Origin of the sequence: Amycolatopsis sp. NPDC059657 (assembly GCF_042734395.1) — a bacterium.
Classification (GTDB): Bacteria; Actinomycetota; Actinomycetes; order Mycobacteriales; family Pseudonocardiaceae; genus Amycolatopsis.
The window spans coordinates 1-20,730 of sequence record NZ_JBHWEB010000152.1 but is presented as its reverse complement, the minus strand read 5'-3'; the positions used below and the strand labels follow the sequence as shown (position 1 = coordinate 20,730).

Here is a 20,730-nt window from a genome sequence, read left to right as displayed (position 1 = left end):
GATGCTGGTGGTCGGGCCACCGACGGCGGCCCGACCGACTCGCTCACGTGCCGATTGACAACGCAGGCCAAGCCTTAACTACCCGGCATTGGGTTAGAACCGGCAATACCACTCACGAGTCCTTATACGCCTGAGGTGGTCTTGATCCAGGCGCGGCTGGCGGCGACGCGGGCGTAGTTCTGGGTGCCCTGCGGGTTGCTGCCGGAGTTGGAGCCGGTCGAGCAGACGCCGACCTGCTGGCCGTTCTGCATCTCGGGGCCGCCGGAGTCGCCGTGCCAGGCGGCGCCGTTGATGCCCTGGCTGCGGATCGCCGGGCCGCCGTAAGCGTCGGTGCTGGTGCCGGTGACGCGCACGTTGGCGGTCTTCAGGATCGGCGACGGCGGGTTGTTGTTCAGCGTGCGGCCCCAGCCGTAGATCTGGTTCGTCGCGCCCACCGCGGGGATCGCGCTCGACAGCGTGACGTGCGAGGTGCCCGCGGCCGTCGACAGGCGCAGCAGCGCGATGTCACCGTTGGGTGAGGTGTACTTCTGCGCGACCGTGGCGTTGATGCCCTGGCCGAGGTTCACGTTGCCGACCTTGACGCTCATCGCGCCCGAGCTGACGCAGTGCCGCGCGGTGAGCACCCACGTCGGCGCGATGCTGGTGCCGGAGCAGGAGAAACTGCCCGCCCAGTAGACCTGCGCGCCCCAGGGTGCCGAGCTGACCGTCCCGCCGCCGATGATGTCGGTCTGCGCCTGTGCCACGCCCGCGCCCGCGATGCTCAGCGCGGCGGCGACGGACGCGACGGTGCCGATCAATTTGGAAATCCGCATGAATGTACCCTTCTCCGGAAGTAAGGGAATGGGCTCAACTTGAAGCAGCGATTGAACGTTAATCCCCGTCTTGAAGTCCGGTAAGCGCCGAAAGTCGTGGGCTGGTCAGGTGAACCGTTAGGCGTCGGCGGGTTTGGTCCACGCGACCTGGATCAGGCCGGTGCCGTGACGGCGGCTGACGAGCGTGCCGCGGCCCGGCGGCTGCGGACCCGGTTTGACGTCGCCGAGCAGCACCCCTTCGTCCTTCGAACCCGCCATGACCAGGCCGGGAGAGCCGAGTTCGCGGATGCGCTGGAGCACCGGCTCGAACAACGCGCGGCCCGCGCCGCCCGATCCACGGGCCAGGATGATGTGCAGCCCGATGTCGCGTGCCTGCGGCAGGAACTCCAGCAAAGGCAACAGCGGGTTACGGCCGACCTGCGCGACGAGCTCGTAATCGTCCACCAGGATGAACAGTTCCGGGCCTTTCCACCACGACCGGTTGCGCAATTGGTCGGCGGTGACATCGGGACCGGGCAGCCGCGAACGCATTGCCTGTTCGCATTCCTTGATCGACCCGGTCAAGACCGTTTCGGAACCCGCGTATCCGAGCAAATGCCGTCCGGTGACCGCGTCGAGGAGACCGCGCCGGTAATCGGCGACCACGATCGCCGCTTCGTCGGGGGTATAAGCGCTCATGATGCCCTGTGCGAGCGCGCGCAGCAGCGAGCTCTTGCCGGACTCGACATCGCCGAACGCCAGGAAGTGCGGATCGGACCCGAAATCGAGTGCCACCGGGCCGAGGTTCGACTCCGCGATGCCGAGCAGCACCTGCTTGCCCGGCGCGGGCGGCAGCGAGTCCAGCGGGATCTCGGCGGGCAGCAGCCGGACCTGGGGCGCGCGCGTTCCTTGCCACGCCAGTGAAAGCCGCTCGACGAGGTCGACGCCGCCGTCGCCGATCGTGGCCGGGCGCTGGTCGGAGTCGACGCGGGGGAGCGCGCCGAGGAAGTGCAGCTTCTCCGAGGTGAGCCCGCGGCCCGGCGCGTCGGCTGGCACGTTCTGCGCGGTCTTGCGGTCGATGATCGAGTCGGCGGGGTCACCGAGGCGCAGCTCGAACCGGGTGCCGATGGCGTCGCGCAACGGCGCACGGATCCCCATCCACTGGTTCAGTGAGATGATCACGTGGATGCCGAACCCGAGTCCGCGCTGGGCGAGCGCGGTGATCTGCTCCTCGAGCTTTTCGTATTCCTGCCGGATGGTCGTCCAGTTGTCCACGAACAGGAACACGTCCCCGAATTCACGGTCATCGCGGCTCTCGGTGAACTCCGCGCGCCGCTGGCGGAAGGTCGCGATCGACTCGATGCCGTGTGCGGCGAAGAACTCCTCGCGCTGTTCGAGCAACGTGGTCAGCTCGGCGACGACGCGACGGCACCGCTGCGCGTCACGCCGCGTGGCGTAACCGGAAGTGTGCGGCAGCCCGGAAAGCGGGGCCAGCGCGCCACCGCCCATGTCCAAAATGAACAGCTGGACCTCACGCGGGGTGTGCGTCAGCGCGAGCATCCCGGCGATCGTGCGCATCAGGATCGACTTGCCGCTCTGCGGCGCGCCGACGATCAGCGCGTGCCCACCGGCACTCGCGAAGTCCGCCCACAGCATGTCGCGGCGTTGCTCGAACGGCTTGTCCACCAGGGCCACCGGAATGGTCAGCTTGCCGTTGCCGCCCCAGCCGAGCGGGCACAGGCCACGCTCGGGATCGATGCCGAGCGGCGGCAGCAGCTGGTCCAAAGTGGGCGGTTCCTGCAATGGGGGCAGCCAGATCTGGTGTGCCTCGGGACCTTTGCCCTCCAGCCGCGAGACCATCGCGCTCATGATCGTCTCGGTTGGACCGTCCGATGTGGATTCTTCGGGCTCGTCGTGGATCATCGCCGGGATCTCCACCGGCATCTCGACGGGCGCGAGCGTGAACGGCAGCACATGGGAGTTCTTGGCCGCCGCGGCCGCGACCAGGTTGCGCGGCGGCAGGTCGCCGGAGACGTAGGCGGCCTTGAGCCGGATCAGCGTGTCCGTGTCGACCTTCAGGTACGCCGAGCCCGGCACCGACGGCAGCTGGTACGCGTCCGCGACGCCGAGCACCGCGCGGCTTTCCTGCGCGGAGAACGTGCGCAGGCCGATCCGGTAGGACAGGTGCGAGTCGAGCCCGCGCAGGCGGCCCTCCTCCAGTCGCTGCGAGGCGAGCAGCAGGTGGATGCCGAGCGAACGCCCGAGCCGCCCGATGGTGACGAACAGGTCGATGAATTCGGGGCGTGAAGAAAGGAGCTCCGAGAACTCGTCGATGATCACCAGCAGCGACGGCAGCGGCTTCAGGTTGACGCCGCTCTCGCGTGCCTTCTCGTAGTCGCGCACCGAGGCGTAGTTGCCTGCCGCGTGCAGGAGTTCCTGCCGCCGCAACACCTCGCCGTTGATCGCGTCGGCCATCCGGTCGACCAGCGAGAGGTCGTCGGACAGGTTGGTGATGACCGCGCACGTGTGCGGCAGCCCGGTCATCCCGGCGAAGGTCGCGCCACCCTTGAAGTCGATCAGCGCCAGGTTCAGCTTTTCCGACGAGTGCGTGACCGCCAGTCCGACCACCAGCGTGCGCAGCAGCTCGCTCTTGCCGGACCCGGTCGCGCCGATGACCAGGCCGTGCGGGCCCATGCCGCCCTCGGCGGACTCCTTGAGGTCCAGCTCGACAGGGCGGCCCTCGGGGTTCACGCCGAGCGGGATCCGCAGCCGGTCACGCGGCGCGCGCGGCGCCCACGTCACGGCCGTGTCGGTGTCGCGCGGGTCGCCGATGCCCAGCAGCGCGGCGAGCCCGAACGTCGCGGACATCGGCGTTTCGCTGACCACGGCCGTGCCCTGGTACAGCGGGGTCAGCATGCGGGCGAGCGCCTCGGCCGAGCCGCGGTCGAGCGCGTCCGGCTTGCCCAGGAAGCCCAGTTTGACGTCGTTTCCCTCGCCGACGACCATGCCCAGCTGGCCGGGACCGCTGTGCAGGCACAGGATCTGCTCGGTCGACGACGCGCGCGGCTGCTCCGTGCCGACGTCGAGCACGGTGACCCCGAGGTGCCCGGCCTCGGTGATCAGCCGCGGCTCGCCGTAGGTCTGGCCGCCGTCGACGATCACCACGATGTGCGGGTGGTCATGGCTCTGGCCCTTGCGGCTGAACGCCGGGCGCTCGCCGAGGTCGTTGCCCAGCAGCTCGCCGAGTGTCTTGACGTTGTCCGCCACCAGCCGTCGCGGGCCCGCCGCGTCGGCGGCCGTCGACGCGGTCGCGTGCGGCAGCCACTTCGCCCATTCCCAGTCGTGCAGCCGGTTTCCGGCGACGCACAGCGCGATCCGCAGATCGGTGGGTGAGTGAAAAGTCACCAGCTGCGCGAGCAGCGCACGGGTCAGGCCGAGCGTGTCAGGGCGCCTGCCGGACAGATAGACCGCCGCGAACGAACGCAGCGAGATGGCCACCGGCAGGTCGTTCACCGTGGAATACGTGCGGATGAAGTGCTTGAGACTGGTGGAGGAAACCGGGTCGAGGTCTTCCAACGGCACAGTCTGCGGCGCGCGCAACGGCGTAATCAGGCGTTGTGGCCCCGATCCGACGCGGATTTGGCCGAACTGCGGCGCGGCACGCCGCCGATCCCACAGTTTCCCCGCCTCGACATAGGCCCAGAGGTCGGCCGGATCCGGCTGCAGCGAGATCATCTCGGCGCGCTGGTCGTCGGCGATTTCCCGGACCTGGCCTCGGAGACCGGCCAGATAACGCTGATAGTCGCGGCGTTCCTCGTTGACCGCCGCCTTTTTCGCCGCGCCGCCCCGCCCGAGCGACATCACCACCATGCCGCCCATCACCACGATGAACAGGCCGCCGAAGATCCAGGTCATCGCCCCGCCGTCGCGTCCGATGTAGACGAACGACATGGCGCCCATGCCCAGCATCATCGGCAGGAACATGAGCAGCTGCAGCATTCCGCCGGAGCCGCCCTTGGGGATCATCGGCGGGGACTGCAGGACGATCTCGGCTGGCTGCTCGCCGATCATCGGCAAACGCTGGGACATCAGTGGCGGTCCTTGGTGGTCGTGGGTACCCTGCCGATCATTTTGGCCACTTCTTCACGCCTTGCGGTGGGTACTTTTGCCGTCCGCTCCGCGCGCGGGCCGAACCTACGCTGGCGTATCGAGTGCGGATGGGCGGGAAGGAGGGGGCATGGAATACCGGGCGCAGCCGGAAGCGATGCGTTCCACCGTCGGGAACGTCGGCGGCATCATCGTGCAGGGCATCAACGTGGTCTCCGACCTCGAACGCACCGTCATCGCGCCCCTGTCCTTCGCGGCGCTCGGCGACGCCGTGGCCTCGGCCAACGCGTCGATGCAGGGCTACCAGGTCACCGCACTGCGCAAGCTGCTCACACTGCTGCAGCAGGTCAACGATCTCGTCCGGCGCAGTGCCGACGAGTACGACGCCGCCGACCGTGCCGTGGCCGGCGCGTACTCGGGCAACGGCGGCGGCCTGATGGCGAAGATCTGGGGAACCCCGCACCAGGCGTCCGAGCTGGCCACGGCGGCGATCAAGGACAGCGCCGGCGCGGCGGGCGAGCCCGATTCGGTCGGGAACGTGCTGCGCTACCTGGGGGACGCGGGTCTGGGGCAGCTCGGCGAGTATCCCGTGGCGGCGGCCAGGTTCCACGGGGTGACCGACTTCAACGACTGGCTCGGCGGCAACGCCGACAACCAGGCCAGGATCGGCGTCATCGAGGTGTACGCGGGCACCGCGCGGGGGTTCGGCGACGTGCCGGGCGGGGTGCACAGCGGCGATGTGGTCGTGGTCGAGCCGAGCCTGTTCACCGGCGGGCGGCCGTTCATCGGCGTCGCGGGTGACGGCGGGCTGTTCTACAACCACGGTCTCGTCGACCCCGGCATCCGCGGACTGGCCAACGTCAGTGTCTACCGGCCGGCTTCTTAAGTCTTCTCGTGTCTTTGGCAGCCACCTTCCAGAGAGGTTGAGTAGTGATCTATCCCAACTCCAGCGCCATGGACGCCACCGCGGCTTCGGGCGGGCCCATCACGGTGCTGCCGCAGATCTACACCGGTTCGCCGGAACAGATCGCGAAGCACGTCGCTGAGCTGCTCAAGAAGGCTTCCGACTTCGTGGGGCTGTACACGGACTTCAAGAAGGCCGCCGACCAGCTGTCCAAGACCTGGTCCGGCGCGGCCTCGCAGTCGGCGCTGAAGAAGATCCACGACTCGCTCGAATCGCTCACGAAGATCATCGGGGTGGTGCAGAAGGGTGCCGAACTGCTGGGGGTGTCCGGCACCCTGATCAAGACCGCGCAGGCGGCCTACAAGGCGGTCGTCGGCGCGGTCAACCCGATCGTCGCCGGCCTGATGTCGAACCCGTGGACCTACGGCGCCGCGGTCGCTTTGTCGACGGCGACCAGTGCGACGCTGCGCGCGTTCATCACCGCGATCGGCGCGCTGCTCAAGGCACTCGGCGTGGTGCAGCTCGCCAACCAGATCAGCCAGCTCGCCACCATCATCGGTGACATCGAGAAGCTGTTCGGCAGCAAGAGCACCACTCCGGCCGCCGGTGGCGCCGCGTCCACCGCGGGCAACACGGCGATCTCCGGCACGCCGGTGACCTCGCCGCAGGCGCCCGCGCCGGTCGCGTCGGCGTCCGGCCAGGCCGTCGCCGGTGGCACGGGCGCGACGGGTTCCACGCCGCCGCCGTTCACGCAGTACACGCCGCCCGCGCTCGGTGGCGGCGGTGCTTCCCCGGGTGGCGCTCAGGATTCGTGGATTCCCGTCAACGGTGGGAATGGCGCGACCCCGCCCGCGACCACGTTGCCCGCGAACGGCGCAACCCCGCCAGCGTCGGTGCCGACGAGTGACCACGTGATCATCAAGACCGACCTGACCACCGGTCACTCGGAGATCCAGGCGCCCGCCGGGCAGGACGCCAAGGTCGACATCGACATCACCTACAACGGCCAGCACTACACCGAGCACGTCAACTACGACGCGGCCAACAGCTAATCCAGGAAGGCTCCCCAGTTGAACACCGATCCCTACGCCGTGCCGGACATGGACGAACTGCTCGAGCAGGTGCGCCGCCAGACCGAGGAGGTCCAGCGGATCCAGCGCTCGGTCGAGGCCATGGAGGTCAAGGCCCACTCGCGGAACAACGAGGTCACCGTGACGCTGCGCGGTGACGGCCGGTTCACCTCGATCGACATCGATCCCGAGACCGTCCGCCGCTACGACGCCCGCAACCTCGGCGAGATCGTGCTCGAAGCGGTCAACAACGGCCTGCAGAAGCTGGCCGAGAACTCGGCGGCGAAGTTCGCGCCGGTGATCGAGCAGGCCGGCTCGCTCGAGTCATGACAGCGGCGGTCTCCTCCGGCTCGACCCGGCGCGTCACGGTGGTCACTCCCCGCGCGCGCGTCGACGTCGCGCTGCCACCCCAGAGCACGTTCGCCGAGCTCGTGCCGCAGCTGGTCCGGCTGGCGGCGGCCTCCGGGCAGGCGTCGGCCGACCATCCCGGCTGGGTGCTCTCCCGGCTGGGCGGCGCGCCGCTCGCACTCGGCCTGAGCGTCGCCGCTGCCCAGATCCGTGACGGCGAAGTGCTGCACCTGACCCCGCGGGAACGCCCGCGGGGTCCGCTGCTGTTCGACGACGTCGTCGACTCCATCGCCAGCGTCGCCGAGTCCGGCACCGGCGCGTGGACGCCCGCGATCGCCCGCCGCGGCGGCATCGCGGCGGCGGTCGGGTTGCTGCTCGGCGCGGCGGTGCTGTTGCAGACGTCGGCGGCCGGGACGGTGCTCGCGCCGATCGGGACCGGCTTGCTGGCCGTGATCCTGCTTCTGGGCGGCGGCGCGCTGAGCCGCGCCTACGGTGACGCTGGCGCCGGTGCGGCCGGAGCGTTGGCCGGAGTGGGCGCGGCACTGCTCGCCGGGATGTCCGCGTTGCCACCGCACGCGCCGTTTTCGCTGGCTGCCGGGCCGTTGGGCGCCGGGCTCGCGACGGTGACGGTGTACGCGGTGCTCGGCGCGGTCGTCGTCGCGGATCGGCTGCCGTGGTTCGTGGCGGTCGCGGGCTCCGCCGGGCTCGGCGCGTTGACCACTGCTTTCGTGCTGCTGTTCGACGCACGCCCGGTCGCGGCCGCTTCGGTGCTCGCGGTCCTGGCGACGGCGTTGGCGGCGGTCGCGCCGATGCTCGCGTTGCGGCTCGGCCGGTTGCCGCTGCCTCGGGTGCCGGATGACATGGATTCGTTCCGTGCCAACGAACAGCCGTCACTCGGCGCGGACATGGTCGGCCAGACGGCTCGCGCGCAGGGACTGCTGAGCGGCCTGCTGTTCGCTTTGGGCCTGCTGATGCTGGCGTCGTCCGTGGTGCTTTCCTTCGGCGGGCCTTGGGAAGGCGGGCTGGTCGCGCTGCTGGGGATCACGTGGATGCTGCGTTCGCGGTCCTACGCGGGCGCTGTGCAGCGGATCGTGCTGGTGGCTTTCGGCGGGGCCGCGCTGGTCTGCGCCGGGTTCTGGCTGGTGTCGCGGGGTTCGCCCGCGTTCCTGTTCGCGGCCGGGCTCGCGGTGGCCGTCGGCGCGGTGATCTGCCTGGTGTACGCGGGACGGGTCGCGCGCGGGATGCGTTCCCCTTACTGGGGCAGGCTTTTGGACGTCAGCGAGTTCCTCGCGCTGCTCTCGCTGGTGCCTTTCGTGGGCATGATCGCCGGGGTCTACGAGGCCGTCCGAGGCTAGGGGTCGTGAGTGGTACGGCCGGTTCTATTGCGCGGAAAGCCGAATGTGGCTGGCTGGTGAGGGATTCCTTTACCAAGTCCGGCGGGGTGCCCGTAAGCCTCGGGCGGGCTTGAAGTGAGGGGGCCGTTGGGTGCGTAGTACGCATTCGGGGGCACCCTCGCTTCACTCTTTCGTGGCCAGGGCGGAAGCAGGCCAAGGTCGCCCAGCACGACATGACACCTTTGCCCTTCCGCCCAATAACCGCCCGTAACGCTCACGAGTTTTTCACCCGGGACCCCTCCCCGGCCGGACTTCCTACGCTTCCCCCATGACTCTCAGGTGGGTGCCACCCCTGCTGCTACTGGCCGCGTGCGGCTCCGGAGGCGGCGGCTTGCCCGCCGCCGCGGACGGTACGAACGTCGCGGCCTGCTCGGACGGCAGCTGCGAGGTGCTGGTCAAGACCGGCGACCGGATTCCGAACGCCAAGCTCGGTCCGGTCTTGGTGACCGTCAAGGACGACCGCGTCGAAGTCTCGGGCGGGATCAACGTGAGCCTCTCCGCCTCGGGCATCGCGGACCGGACGCTCAGCCTCAACGGCGAGTCCTTCAAGATCATCGCCGTCGAAGGCGGCCAAGCCGTCGTAAAGGTCGGGAAGCCTTAAGAGACCAGCGCGAGCGGCAATGAGCGCCTGACACCGGACGCGTGACGGCCATGCAGCGGAACCGCGCGGATGCCCAGCTCCGAAGCGCGAAGTTCGCCGCCGACGCGGATCACCACGTCCGCCTTCTCCTTGCCGCCGGGAGTGCGGCGCAGGGTGTACGAGCTGGCCGTGAAAGCCGCGGCCGGGACGAAAACGTCGAGCGCGTCGATGGCGTCGTGGTCTGCCACCGGCGCGAAGCAGACCTGCGTCGCTTGGCCGGCAGACCAGGAACGCCAAGCGTCGGCAGGCTCGGCCTGGCGTCCGGCACCCAGCGCGACGCGGAGTTCTTCGGCGAGTTCGTTCGCCTCGAGAACGGTGCTCTCGTAGCCCGCTTCGGCGAGCGCGCCCATCAGGCCGAGCGCGGCGCAGGCCGTGCTGCGCAACGCGCCGAGTTCGCCGCCGCCGCGAGCCAGCGCGGCGACCGGGGCCTCGTCGGGGCGATAGCGCACGGTCAGCCAATGCACCCGGTACGGCTTGCCGGTCTGGCCGCGCGCGACCGTCCAGGTGAGCAGTTGCGCGGTCGAGAGCGGGATGTCGGCGCGGCGGTAGGTGTCGCGCAGGATGCGCACGACCGTCGCGGTGTCGGGCGTCATCGGGCCCTTGAGGCGGACGATGGCCGACCAGCCGCCGTCGATCTCGGCGACGCCGAAGCGGTTGCCCGCCCGGTCGACGTGCTGGCGCACCTTCAAAGCGCCCGCGATGCGGTGCAGCGGGTCGGGGCTGTCACGCCTGCTGTCGTGGCGGCGCAAGCGATGGCCGAGCCAGGTCACCGTCCAGCCGGCCACATGCTTGCCCGCGATGCGCACTGAGGTCGTCACGAAGATCAGTCCGGCGACCGCCGCGACCGTGATCCGCATCGGCTGCGAAACGCCGTCGACCGTGTAGGCCAGCAGCACGGCCAGCGCGGCGATCTCCCAGATCGCGACCTGGATGGCACGCACCGGCAAGATCCACGGTGCGGTCGCCACCGACACTTTCGGCCCAGCCGCCCGCGGTGTGAGCACCCCGCTCGCGGGCGCGTCGACAGACACAGCGCCACCCCTTCCTGACTGGGGACAACGTTATCGGGCAACGCGTTTCCCGCTGCCGGAAAAATTGCCCACACAAGCGCGGGTTATCGACGCCTAACATGAGCCCTGGTCGAAGAGCGGGGGTTAGGAAGGGTGTGGACGCAGCGAGATCAGATCCAGGCGTATCAGTTCCTGCGCCGGAGACTGGTTTCGGCGCTGGTGGCCGCCGACGCGAACCATCCGGTTTCGCCGAGCAGGCGCCTGGTTCTGGGCACGGTGCTCGGTGTCGCGGTGATGCTGCTGGTCACGGCCGTGTTCGGGGTGATCGGCCTGCTCAAACCGTCCGGCGGCAAGGACTGGCTGGCAGGCGGGCACGTCATCGTCGAGGAGGGCACCGGGGCGAGGTACATCCTCGGGCAGGACAACGCGCTGCATCCGGTGCTGAACTACGCCTCGGCGCGGCTGCTCGCCGGCGGTAACGGCGACGCGACCGTCTCGGTCTCGGCGAAGAACCTCGCCACCGCGCCGCGTGGTGGCGGCGTCGGCATCGCCGGCGCGCCCGACTCGCTGCCCGGCGCCGGCAATCTCGTGACGAGCCGGTGGAACAGCTGCTCGAAGACCACACCGGACGCACCCTCCTCGGCCGAGCCGACGTCCGTCGTCGTGCTCGGCGCCGCCGCCACCGGCCGCGAGGTCGGGTCGGCCGAGGGGCTGCTGGTGCGCCTCGCGGGCGGCGAGCGGTACCTCATCGCGGGCGGGCAGCGGTACAAGCTGAGCGCGGACGCGAGCGCGGCGCTCGGCTACGACGCCGGTTCGGCCGTCGTGGTGTCCGGCAGATGGCTCAACACCGTGCCCGCCGGGCGCGACCTGAGCTTCATCGCGGTCGCCGACGCCGGGCGGGCGGGACCGAAGGTGGGGACCACCGCCACCAAGGTCGGGCAGATACTGGTGGTCAATGACGCGGTGACCGGCACTCCAGCCGGTTATTATCTGGTGCGCAAGGACGGGCTGCAGGTCGTCACCCAGACGGAAGCGGCTCTGATCATGGCGGCACCCGCCAACTCCGACGCCTACGAGAAGCCGGGCACGACGGTCGTCAAGGCCGCCGAGGTGGCGAAGACCGGCCGGGTGACGGCGGAGAACGCGGGTGGTTATCCGGGGCGCATCCCGGCGCTGCTCACGGTGACCGGCGGCGTGGTGACGGTCTGCGCCGAGGGCGACGGCGCCGGTCCGGCCAGGATCGTGCTGTCCGGCGCGCCGCCGGGCGGGCGGGCGATCGCGGCGCCGAAGACCGACGCCCGCGCCGCGGACGAGGTGTTCGTGCCGCCGTCCGGGGGAGCGGTGGTGACCGAGCTGATGGGCTCGGGCACGGTTTACCTGGTGACCGACACGGGGCTGAAGTATCCGGTGGCGAGCGCGCAGGCGCTGGCCGCGCTGGGCTACGGAGCGGTGCGGAAACAAGCTGTTTCGAGTGGTTTGCTGGGACTGGTGCCCACCGGGCCCGCGCTGGATCCGGCCGCGGCCGCCCAGCTCGTGGCTCCGGTGGCAGGAGCGGGGTGAGGGATGACTGAGGAACAGCCGATGCGGCGTGAACGCATCAAAGTCGGTGTGATCGAGGACCACCCGCTGTATCGCGACGCGGTCGCGCGCGTGCTGGCCGAGGCCGACGACATCGAGCTCGGCGCGGTCGAGGACTCGGTGGCGAAGTTCGCGGTCAGCAAGCAGCCACCGGGCAGCGTGATCGTGCTCGACCTGAAGCTGCGCGGGGTCGCCGACGCGGCCGCCGTGCTCGAGGTCAACGGCATGGGGCACAAGGTGCTGGTGGTGTCCGCGCACGCGGGCAAGAACGAGGTGCTCGGCGCGATCGGCGCCGGCGCGCACGGCTACCTGTCCAAGGACGCCGACGGCGAGGAGATCCTGCGCGCGATCAGGACGATCCACGCCGGCAACACGTACGTGTCGCCGACCTTGGCCTCGATGGTCATCGACGCCTCGCACGACCGCAACGCCGGGCCGCGCATCGACCTGTCCAAGCGCGAGCGTGAGGTGCTGAAGCTGGTCGCCGGTGGCGAGCGGGACGTGGACATCGCCGAGGACCTGGGCATCAGCGTGCGGACCGTCCGGTCGTACCTGGACCGGATCCGTGACAAGACCGGCGAGCGCCGTCGCGCCGGGCTGACCTTGATCGCGATCAAGGAAGGCATCGTCCCGGAGCCTGCCGTGCACTGAGTTTCGACAATTCACGAACGCCCCTTCCGGAAATTGTGACGGAAGGGGCGTTCGGCATTCCGGGTGCCGGTGACCGGGCCATTCCCGTGGGTGATCATTCGCGCTAATCTGCGCTGGCCTTGCCCATTCGCGGAATGCGGAGCCCTCAATGAGATTCCTGGTGTCGCTGGTGCTCGCTTTGTGCGTGCTCACCCCGCCCGCGAACGCGGCGGCTCCACCGAGCGGGACCTGGGAATCGGTCGGTCCCAATACCATCGGCGGATATCTGGCTTTCAGCAGCGCCAAGCCCGCGCGGATTTACGCGCAGCCGCCAGCGGATCATCGGCTGTACCGGTCCGACGACCGCGGCCACACCTGGCGGCAGGGCGGTTTGTATCCCGGCGGCCACCTCAGGGGCACGAAGCTCGCCGCCGATCAGCGCAATCCCGATCTGGTCTATGTCGCGGGATATGTCGGCGGCGGTGGCAAGGGCGCCGTGCTGCGCAGTACCGACGCGGGCGCGACATTCCAAGCGGTGCTGACAATGGACGGCGACGTCACTGACGTGCTGATCGCGAATGGGCAGGTGTACGCGTCCGGTGAGAAAGGCGTGTACCGCAGTCCCGATGGCCGGAAATGGAAACTGATCGGCGGCTCTCCGGCCGAGGCGGACAGTTTGCGTGCCATCGGCTCGGATTTGTTCGTCACCGCTGGGCATGACCTGTACATCATCCGGAATGGCAAGAGCACGAAAGCGCCCGTGACGGCCGGTTCCCATCTCACCGTGCACGGCGACAAGGTGCTCACCGGCGGCGGATCGTCCGGCGGCGTGCACCTGTCGATCGACAAGGGCGCGACCTGGCAGGAGCTGAAGGGACCGTTCTCGGGCTGGATCCTCTTCGCCGCGCTCACCGCGACCGGTGAGCTGCAGGTCGAGAGCCTGCAAGGGCATTGGGTGAGCGCCGATCTCGGGCGCACCTGGCGCGCCACGCAGGGCCTGGCCAAGCTCGACGTCTACGAAGACCTCGGCAGTTTCCCCGACCGCCCGGCCGAGCAGGTCGTTTATGGCAGCGGCGGCATCTACACCACGAGCGACGCGAACACGTTCCAGCGCATCGGTCTGCCTGCCGGCGTCGTCTACTCGCTGGCCATCACCGGCGAGTCGCTGATCGCGGGCACCATGGTCGGCTCGTTCCGGACCACGCTCCCCGCCCGCGAGCAGGAGTGGGGCTTCGACGGCAAGGCGCCCGCCGCCATCGGGAACCGCGTCGGCGCACTGGCGGTCAACCCCGAGACACCGAACGTGGTGCTGCGCGGGCGAAACGGCTACCGCGGCAGCAACGACGCGATCTTCCTGGAGCGGTCGGAAGACTCGGGCAAGACCTGGAAGTTCCTCACCGCGGTCGACGGCAACACCCGGTCCATCGCCATCCACCCGGCATTGCCGCGCAAGCGGATGTACGTCGCGGCGTACCTGGTCAACGCCTTCTACTTCAGCGAGGAGGCCGGCGACACCCTGGTGCCCCGCATCCACGACGAACTCCGCGGCGTCAAGGCGATCGCGATCGACCAGCACGGCCTGGACTCGGTGTGGATCGGCGACGTGAGCGGGCTCTACCACAGCGCGGACACCGGCGTCACGATGACGAAGGTGCTCGACGGCACGGTCGACGCCATCGCGATCGACGGCGAGCGCGTGGTGGTCGCGGTCGGCCAGTCGGTGCGGGTGAGCCTCGACGGCGGCAAGACGTTCAAGTCCTACCCGACGCCACGGCTCTCGGCCTTGACCTCCGGCCGCGGCGGCGTTCTGTACGCCGCGTCGAAGGAGTCGCCGGTGCTGCGCAGCTCCGACGGCGGGCGGACTTGGACGAAGCTCGGCGGTGCGCCGTCGACCGAGTCGGTGGTCGCTTCGCCGGATGGGGCCTGGTTGTTCGCGGGTACCAGCGATGGGTCGGTTCAGCGGCTTCGCGTCAAGGGCTCGTGAGTGGTACGGCCGGTTAGAACCGGCCGTACCACTCACGACCTAGACCAGCAGGCGGGCGGCGACGGCGGTGCCGTCGGTGCGCACGGTGCCGGCGATGCCCTTCGCGTTCGCCGCCACCTCCGGTTCCAGAGCCCGCGCGAGCGCTGACGTCAGCGAAGCGGTGGTCGGCGTGCTGCCGTCGTGCGCGACGCCGATGCCCAGCGAAGCGACCCGGTCCGCGAGGTAGAACTGGTCGCTGTGCTGCGGGATCACGACCTGGGGCGCACCGGCGCGCGCGGCCGTGGTCGTCGTCCCGGCGCCGCCGTGGTGGACGACCGCCGCGACCCGCTTGAACAGTGCCTGCTGGTTGACTTCGCCGATCGACAGGCAGTCATCGGCGTCGTCCACAAGCGACAGATCGGCCCAGCCCTGCAGCACGATCGCCCGCCTGCCGAGCGCGCGGGCGGACTCGATCATGGCGCGGCTGAGGTCCTGGGGCGCGCGGATACTGCCGAAGCCGAAGTAGACCGGTGGCTCGCCCGCCTCCAGGAAGGCTTCGATCTCGGCGGACAGCTGGCGCTCGTCCGGCAGGATCCACGCGCCCGTCTGCGTCACGTCCAGGCCGTCGGTCGGCGGCCATGGCGCCAAAACGGGGTCGGCCGCCAGCCAAGGCTTGTCGGTGAACAGGTGGGCACGCACATCGGTGACCGGAGCCAGGCCGAGCGCTTCCCGATGCGCGTTGAGCGGGTCGCGGAAGATGGCGTACTTGTGCTGATCGCGCTCCCACAGCGTCGCGTTGTCGGCGGAACCCGGTGTGTCGCCCAGCATCGGGAACACCGGCGGCGCGTGATGCGGGGATGGCAGGAACACCGGGCAATAGGCCGCCATCACGTAGCGGATGCCCAGGTGCTCGGCGACCGAACGGCCTGCGATGACCAGGTAGCCGCCCGCGACGATGACGTCGCAGCCTTCGGCGGCCGACATGAGTGCCGTGAACTGGTCGGCGACCGTGGTTTCGATCAACTGGCGCCGCTGCTGCGGCGTGGGCGGCGCGACCATGCCGGTCTTGCCGGTCGACCGCAGTTCGGGACCCACCGGGATGAACGGGACAGCCAGGCCTTCGACCTGAGCGCGGAAGTCGGGCGGCGCGCAGACGCGGACCTCGTGCCCGAGCCGCTTCAGGTGAGCGGCCAGCGCCACCACCGGCTGGACATCGCCACGCGACCCGATCGTGGACAGCAGAACACGCATTGAGAATTCCCCTCACTCGGTCAAGGCCATGAATTGTGGACCAGGACCGGGGTCTTGCCACAAGACCCACCCGCTGCTATAAGTTTAAATGGGAAGAAAAACGAGCACGTCGCGATAAACCCGCTCAAGCCGTTTCGGTGTTCACTGGAATCATGCCTTCCCCTATCACGGACATTCACTGGCAAGCCGTGCGCGCCTCGCTCAAGCACACCGGGGACCGCTTCGCCGAGCTGGTGTCCGCCAGTGACCCTGACGCGAAGGCGACCAAGGACTGGACCGTCGCGGACACCGCGGCCCACGTCGCGGTCATCGCCCGGCTCTACGCCGGTCAAGTCGGCTCCGGCCAGGCCCCGTCTCCGCTGCGAGCCGCGGCGCTCACCACCACGGTCGACACCGTCTCGGACCTCAACGCGACCGCGCTCGCCCACTTCACCGAGCGCGACACCGGCAGGATCATCGAGCGGCTCCAGTCCGACATCGACGTGATACTCCAGGTCAGCGAGGGGCTCGACCCCGGGGAACCGCTGCCGTGGCTCGGTGATTCGCGGGTGCCTCGCGCGGGAGTGCTCGCGCATCTGGTCAACGAACTGCTGATCCACGGCTGGGACATCGGGAGATGGCCGATCCCGCCGTGCGACGCGGCCCTGTTCTTCGACCTGTTCCTGGTCGGGATGCTGCGCCGCGACAGCGGTCACCTGCTGGACAACGACGAGCCGCCACGCGAACAACGGATCGCGGTGGGCTTCCGGTCCGACTACACGAAACCGGTGACGCTGGTGCTGCATCGGGGCGAAGTGACGGTCGAAGAGCCGCGTGACGACAACGATGTGCGCCTGCGTTTCGACCCGGCGACACTCAACCTCATGAACTTCCACCGCGTCGGCAAGGCGCGTGCGGTACTCAGCGGCAAGATCGTCGTCAGCGGGCCGCGGCCATGGCTGCTGCCGAGGTTCTTGAAGACCGTCCGCCTGCCCTAAAGGCGGCGATTCGCCAACGCCCCAGTGGCCACGCGGGCCTTTTCCGCGATTTCAGGATCGATATCGACCACCACTGTTTCGGGCGCGCTGCCCAAAGAGGCAGACATTCGGCCGAATCCGTCGGACACGATCGAGTGGCCGATTCCCGTCGGCGCTTTCGGATTCACCGAAACGCCGGTCGCCGCGGGGTCGGCTTGGCCGACCGCGACCACCCAGGCTCCCGAATCGAGCGCGCGGGCACGCGCGAGGACTTCCCATTGCTCGCGCTTGCCCTCGCCCGCACCCCACGACGCGGGCACCAGCACCGCGGCGACGCCCGCCTCGCCGTGCGCGCGGAACAATTCCGGGAAGCGCAGGTCGTAGCAGGTGGCGACGCCGTACGAGACGCCGTCCACAGTGAACCGCACCAGCGAGGAGCCGGGCGCGACCGTGTCGGACTCGCGGAAGCCGAAGGCGTCGTAGAGGTGGATCTTGTCGTAGCCGCGGTGCTCGCCGAGCCCGGTGATGAGCAGCGTGTTCCGCACCCGGCCGTCGTCGGACGGGGTGAACATCCCGGCCACGATCAGCACGTCGTACTCGGCCGCGATGCCCGCCACGGCCGTCGCCCATGGACCGTCCAAAGGCTCCGCGAGCGGTCCCAGCGGGATGCCGAACCGTGCCATCGCGGCCTCGGGGAACACGACGATCCGCGCGCCCCGGCCCGCCGCGTCGGCGACGCCCTCGCGGATGAGCTTGAGGTTCGTGTCCGGCTCGTCACTCGAAGTGACCTGGCAGAGGCCGATACGCGGCACGGTGGTCTCCCAACATGTGGTGCGGGCGTCACCACGGAGTATGCCCGCTGAGGCCACCTCGTACCCTGGTCCCATGCTGAACCGAACCGACCTGCGAGGGCAGATCCCGTCCGCCGCCGAACTGCGTGCCACGCTGCCGCGCGCGGAGATCGACGTGGACGCGGCACTGCATCAGGTGCGGCCGGTGGTCGAGGCGGTCCGTGACCGTGGCGTCGAGGCCGTGCTCGAGTTCACCGAGCGGTTCGACAAGGTGCGCCCCGAGAGTGTGCGCGTGCCCCGCGAGCAGCTGGCCAAGGCACTGTCCGAGCTGGACCCGCAGGTCCGTGCCGCGCTGGAGGAGTCCATCGCGCGCGCCCGCAAGGTGCACGCCGACCAGCGGCGCGAGGACGTCACGACGACCGTCGTCGACGGCGGCACGGTCACCGAGCGCTGGCTCGCGATCGACCGGGTCGGCCTGTACGCGCCGGGCGGGCTCGCGGTGTATCCGTCCAGCGTGGTCATGAACGTCGTCCCGGCGCAGGCCGCGGGCGTCGAAACGCTCGTGCTGTGCTCGCCGCCGCAGGCCGAGTTCGGCGGGCTGCCGCACCCGACCATCCTGGCGGCCGCCGAGCTGCTCGGGGTCGAGGAGGTCTGGGCGGTCGGCGGCGCGCAGGCCGTCGCGCTGCTGACCTATGGCGGCGTCGACACCGACGGCACCGAGCTGGTGCCGGTCGCGCTGGTCACCGGGCCCGGCAACATCTACCTGACCGCCGCCAAGCGCATGCTGCGCGGCCTGATCGGCATCGACTCCGAGGCCGGGCCGACCGAGATCGCCATCCTCGCCGACGAGACGGCCGACCCCGCGCACGTCGCGGCCGACCTGATCAGCCAGGCCGAGCACGACACGCTCGCCGCGAGCGTCCTCGTGACGACCTCGCCGGAGCTGGCCGACGCCGTCGACGCGGAGCTGCGGCGGCGCGTCAGCGCGACCAAGCACTCGGAGCGCGTCGGGATCGCGTTGCGGGGCAAGCAGTCCGGCACCGTGCTGGTGTCCACTGTGGAGGACGGCGTCCGGGTCGTCGACGCGTACGCCGCCGAGCACCTGGAGATCCAGACCGCCAACGCGCGCGAGGTCGCCGCCCGGGTGCGCAACGCGGGCGCGATCTTCGTCGGCGCGTACGCGCCGGTTTCGCTCGGCGACTACTGCGCGGGCTCCAACCACGTGCTGCCGACCGGCGGGTTCGCCAGGCACTCGTCCGGCCTGTCCGTGCAGAGCTTCCTCAAGGGCATGCACATCGTGGACTACAGCGAGCAGGCGCTGCGCGACGTCGCGTCGAAGGTCGTCGCGCTCGCCAACGCCGAAGACCTGCCCGCGCACGGCGAAGCGGTGACGGCGAGGTTCCCGTCATGAACGAAGTGACCTTGGACGATCTGCCGCTGCGCGAGGACCTGCGCGGCAAATCGCCGTACGGCGCGCCGCAGCTGGACATCCCGGTTCGGCTCAACACCAACGAAAACCCGTACCCGCCGCCGGACGCGCTCGTCGCGGACGTCACGGAAGCGGTCCGCGAGGCGGCGGCGAACCTGCACCGCTACCCGGACCGCGACGCCGTCGAGCTGCGCCGCGACCTCGCGGCGTACCTGACGACGTCGACGGGTGTGGCGCTGACCGAGCGGAACCTGTGGGCCGCCAACGGTTCCAACGAGATCCTGCAGCAGATCCTGCAGGCCTTCGGCGGTCCGGGACGCTCCGCGCTGGGCTTCGAGCCGTCGTACTCGATGCACCCGATCATCTCGGCGGGCACCAAGACCGACTGGGTGCCGACGCCGCGTCGCCCGGATTTCTCGCTGGACATGGATAAAGCGGCCGAGATCGTCCACACGCGACAGCCGGACATCGTGTTCGTGACCAGCCCCAACAACCCGACCGGCGGCTCGATCCCGCTGGCGGACCTGGCGGGTGTGCTCAAGGCCGCGCCGGGCATCGTGGTCGTGGACGAGGCGTACGCCGAGTTCTCGTCGCAGCCCAGTGCGGTGGAACTGCTCGCCGAGTACCCGGCGAAGCTGATCGTCTCGCGCACGATGAGCAAGGCGTTCGCGTTCGCTGGCGGACGGCTCGGCTACCTCGCCGCGGCGCCGGCCGTCGTCGACGCGCTCCAGCTGGTGCGCCTGCCGTACCACCTCTCCGCGCTGACGCAGGCTGCCGCTCGTGCGGCACTGCGGCACGCGGACGCGACGCTGGCGTCGGTGCACAAGCTGGCAGCCGAGCGTGACCGTGTCGTGGAAGCCTTGCTGGGCCTGGGTTTCACGCCGGTGCCGAGCGACGCGAACTTCGTCCTCTTCGGACGGTTCGCCGACGCGCCGTCGAGCTGGAAGTCTTATGTGGACAACGGGGTGCTGATCAGGGATGTCGGTATCGAGGGCCACCTGCGGGTGACCATCGGAACCCCCGAAGAGAACGACGCCTTCCTCGAGGCGAGCAAGGAGGTGCCCCGATGACCCGCGTCGGAAAAATCGAACGGACCACGAAGGAATCGTCGATACTGGTCCAGCTGGACCTGGACGGGACCGGTCAGGTGGAGATCTCCACCGGTGTGCCGTTCTACGACCACATGCTGACCGCGTTCGGCGTGCACGGCTCGCTCGATCTCAAGGTCGAGGCGACCGGTGACGTGCACATCGACGCGCACCACACGGTCGAGGACACCGCGATCGTGCTGGGCCAGGCGCTGCGCCAGGCACTCGGCGACAAGAGCGGCATCCGCCGCTTCGGCGACTCGTGGATCCCGATGGACGAGACGCTCGCGCACGCCGCGATCGACGTCTCCGGGCGGCCGTTCTGCGTGCACCTGGGCGAGCCGGAGCAGTTCAACTCGTTCACCATCGGCGGGAATTACCCGTTCGTGCTGACCAGGCACGTGTTCGACTCGCTGTCGTTCCACGCGCAGATCGCGCTGCACGTCAGGGTGCTGCACGGCCGCGACCCGCACCACATCGCGGAGGCCCAGTACAAGGCCGTCGCGCGCGCACTGCGTGCCGCGACCGAGCCCGACCCCCGCGCGGGCGGCATCCCGTCCACCAAGGGCGTTCTCTAGCGACCGGGATAAAGCGGGCTCTATCCCGTCGGCCTTCGGGCTCAGGCTCGTGAGCGTTGCCGACGGTTAGAGAGAGGTCGTGAGTGGTATGGCCGGTTAGAACCGGCTGTCTGTTTTCAGGACTTCCCGGACAGTTGATGTTTCAGGACCTCACAGACACTGACCGGCCTGTCGGCGTGGTGACCAGGGGTGTTGTGGTGAT

At 69.5% G+C, this 20,730-nt stretch carries 17 protein-coding genes; 12 read left to right on the top strand and 5 right to left on the bottom strand.

What is annotated here, in order from left to right:
• Positions 1-122 precede the first annotated feature (122 nt).
• Both ACFV15_RS43090 and eccCa read right to left on the bottom strand, forming a co-directional pair.
• Positions 123-812: a S1 family peptidase gene (locus tag ACFV15_RS43090; RefSeq protein WP_378358604.1), complete on the bottom strand. Its 690-nt coding sequence runs from the start codon at positions 810-812 to the stop codon at positions 123-125.
• A gap of 117 nt (positions 813-929) precedes the next feature.
• Positions 930-4,880 carry a type VII secretion protein EccCa gene (gene eccCa, locus ACFV15_RS43085; protein ID WP_378358603.1) on the bottom strand — a complete coding sequence of 1,317 codons (3,951 nt, stop codon included), beginning with the start codon at positions 4,878-4,880 and terminating at the stop codon, positions 930-932.
• A 148-nt stretch (positions 4,881-5,028) separates the two neighbouring features.
• On the opposite strand from eccCa, the gene ACFV15_RS43080 reads away from it, so the two are divergent.
• The 5 genes from ACFV15_RS43080 (at position 5,029) to ACFV15_RS43060 (ending at position 9,215) form a co-directional block, all read left to right on the top strand.
• Positions 5,029-5,784 (top strand): WXG100 family type VII secretion target, encoded by a 756-nt coding sequence (locus ACFV15_RS43080; RefSeq protein ID WP_378358601.1) that lies wholly within the window; start codon positions 5,029-5,031, stop codon positions 5,782-5,784.
• 68 nt (positions 5,785-5,852) lie between these two features.
• Positions 5,853-6,854 carry a WXG100 family type VII secretion target gene (locus ACFV15_RS43075; protein WP_378358605.1) on the top strand — a complete coding sequence of 334 codons (1,002 nt, stop codon included), beginning with the start codon at positions 5,853-5,855 and terminating at the stop codon, positions 6,852-6,854.
• Between the two features lie 18 nt (positions 6,855-6,872).
• Entirely contained in the window at positions 6,873-7,202 is a 330-nt protein-coding gene (locus ACFV15_RS43070; protein WP_245757633.1) for a YbaB/EbfC family nucleoid-associated protein, read from the top strand.
• On the top strand, positions 7,199-8,575 hold the full coding sequence (gene eccD, locus ACFV15_RS43065) for a type VII secretion integral membrane protein EccD (RefSeq protein WP_378358599.1): 1,377 nt from the start codon (positions 7,199-7,201) through the stop codon (positions 8,573-8,575). The genes ACFV15_RS43070 and eccD overlap by 4 nt, the downstream gene beginning before the upstream one ends.
• 307 nt (positions 8,576-8,882) lie before the next feature.
• A complete protein-coding gene (locus tag ACFV15_RS43060; protein ID WP_378358597.1) occupies positions 8,883-9,215 on the top strand; it encodes a hypothetical protein in 333 nt (110 codons plus the stop codon).
• Here the strand turns inward: ACFV15_RS43060 and ACFV15_RS43055 are convergent.
• On the bottom strand, positions 9,212-10,285 hold the full coding sequence (locus ACFV15_RS43055; RefSeq protein WP_378358596.1) for a type VII secretion protein EccE: 1,074 nt from the start codon (positions 10,283-10,285) through the stop codon (positions 9,212-9,214). The two genes, ACFV15_RS43060 and ACFV15_RS43055, sit on opposite strands and share 4 nt — an antisense overlap.
• A gap of 132 nt (positions 10,286-10,417) precedes the next feature.
• On the opposite strand from ACFV15_RS43055, the gene eccB reads away from it, so the two are divergent.
• From eccB to ACFV15_RS43040, 3 genes are all read left to right on the top strand, one after another.
• Positions 10,418-11,824, top strand: a complete 1,407-nt coding sequence (gene eccB / locus ACFV15_RS43050) for a type VII secretion protein EccB (protein ID WP_378358595.1) — start codon at positions 10,418-10,420, stop codon at positions 11,822-11,824.
• A 3-nt stretch (positions 11,825-11,827) separates the two neighbouring features.
• The gene (locus ACFV15_RS43045) at positions 11,828-12,493 is read left to right on the top strand and encodes a response regulator (protein ID WP_378358593.1); all 666 of its coding nucleotides are present in this window, start codon (positions 11,828-11,830) and stop codon (positions 12,491-12,493) included.
• A 148-nt stretch (positions 12,494-12,641) separates the two neighbouring features.
• The gene (locus ACFV15_RS43040) at positions 12,642-14,456 is read left to right on the top strand and encodes a hypothetical protein (RefSeq protein WP_378358592.1); all 1,815 of its coding nucleotides are present in this window, start codon (positions 12,642-12,644) and stop codon (positions 14,454-14,456) included.
• A gap of 39 nt (positions 14,457-14,495) precedes the next feature.
• Here the strand turns inward: ACFV15_RS43040 and ACFV15_RS43035 are convergent, their stop codons facing one another.
• Complete coding sequence (locus ACFV15_RS43035) at positions 14,496-15,686, bottom strand: glycosyltransferase (RefSeq protein WP_378358590.1); 1,191 nt, start codon at positions 15,684-15,686, stop codon at positions 14,496-14,498.
• A 152-nt stretch (positions 15,687-15,838) separates the two neighbouring features.
• On the opposite strand from ACFV15_RS43035, the gene ACFV15_RS43030 reads away from it, so the two are divergent.
• Complete coding sequence (locus ACFV15_RS43030; protein ID WP_378358588.1) at positions 15,839-16,663, top strand: maleylpyruvate isomerase N-terminal domain-containing protein; 825 nt, start codon at positions 15,839-15,841, stop codon at positions 16,661-16,663.
• Here the strand turns inward: ACFV15_RS43030 and ACFV15_RS43025 are convergent.
• Complete coding sequence (locus ACFV15_RS43025) at positions 16,660-17,454, bottom strand: carbon-nitrogen hydrolase family protein (protein WP_378358586.1); 795 nt, start codon at positions 17,452-17,454, stop codon at positions 16,660-16,662. The genes ACFV15_RS43030 and ACFV15_RS43025 overlap by 4 nt on opposite strands.
• Before the next feature lie 73 nt (positions 17,455-17,527).
• On the opposite strand from ACFV15_RS43025, the gene hisD reads away from it, so the two are divergent.
• The 3 genes from hisD to hisB are packed head-to-tail and all read left to right on the top strand — an operon-like array spanning position 17,528 to position 20,528.
• Positions 17,528-18,844 (top strand): histidinol dehydrogenase, encoded by a 1,317-nt coding sequence (hisD, locus tag ACFV15_RS43020; protein ID WP_378358584.1) that lies wholly within the window; start codon positions 17,528-17,530, stop codon positions 18,842-18,844.
• Complete coding sequence (locus tag ACFV15_RS43015) at positions 18,841-19,932, top strand: histidinol-phosphate transaminase (protein ID WP_378358582.1); 1,092 nt, start codon at positions 18,841-18,843, stop codon at positions 19,930-19,932. The genes hisD and ACFV15_RS43015 overlap by 4 nt, the downstream gene beginning before the upstream one ends.
• Complete coding sequence (hisB, locus tag ACFV15_RS43010; protein WP_091296522.1) at positions 19,929-20,528, top strand: imidazoleglycerol-phosphate dehydratase HisB; 600 nt, start codon at positions 19,929-19,931, stop codon at positions 20,526-20,528. The genes ACFV15_RS43015 and hisB overlap by 4 nt, the downstream gene beginning before the upstream one ends.
• The last annotated feature ends 202 nt before the right edge of the window (positions 20,529-20,730 follow it).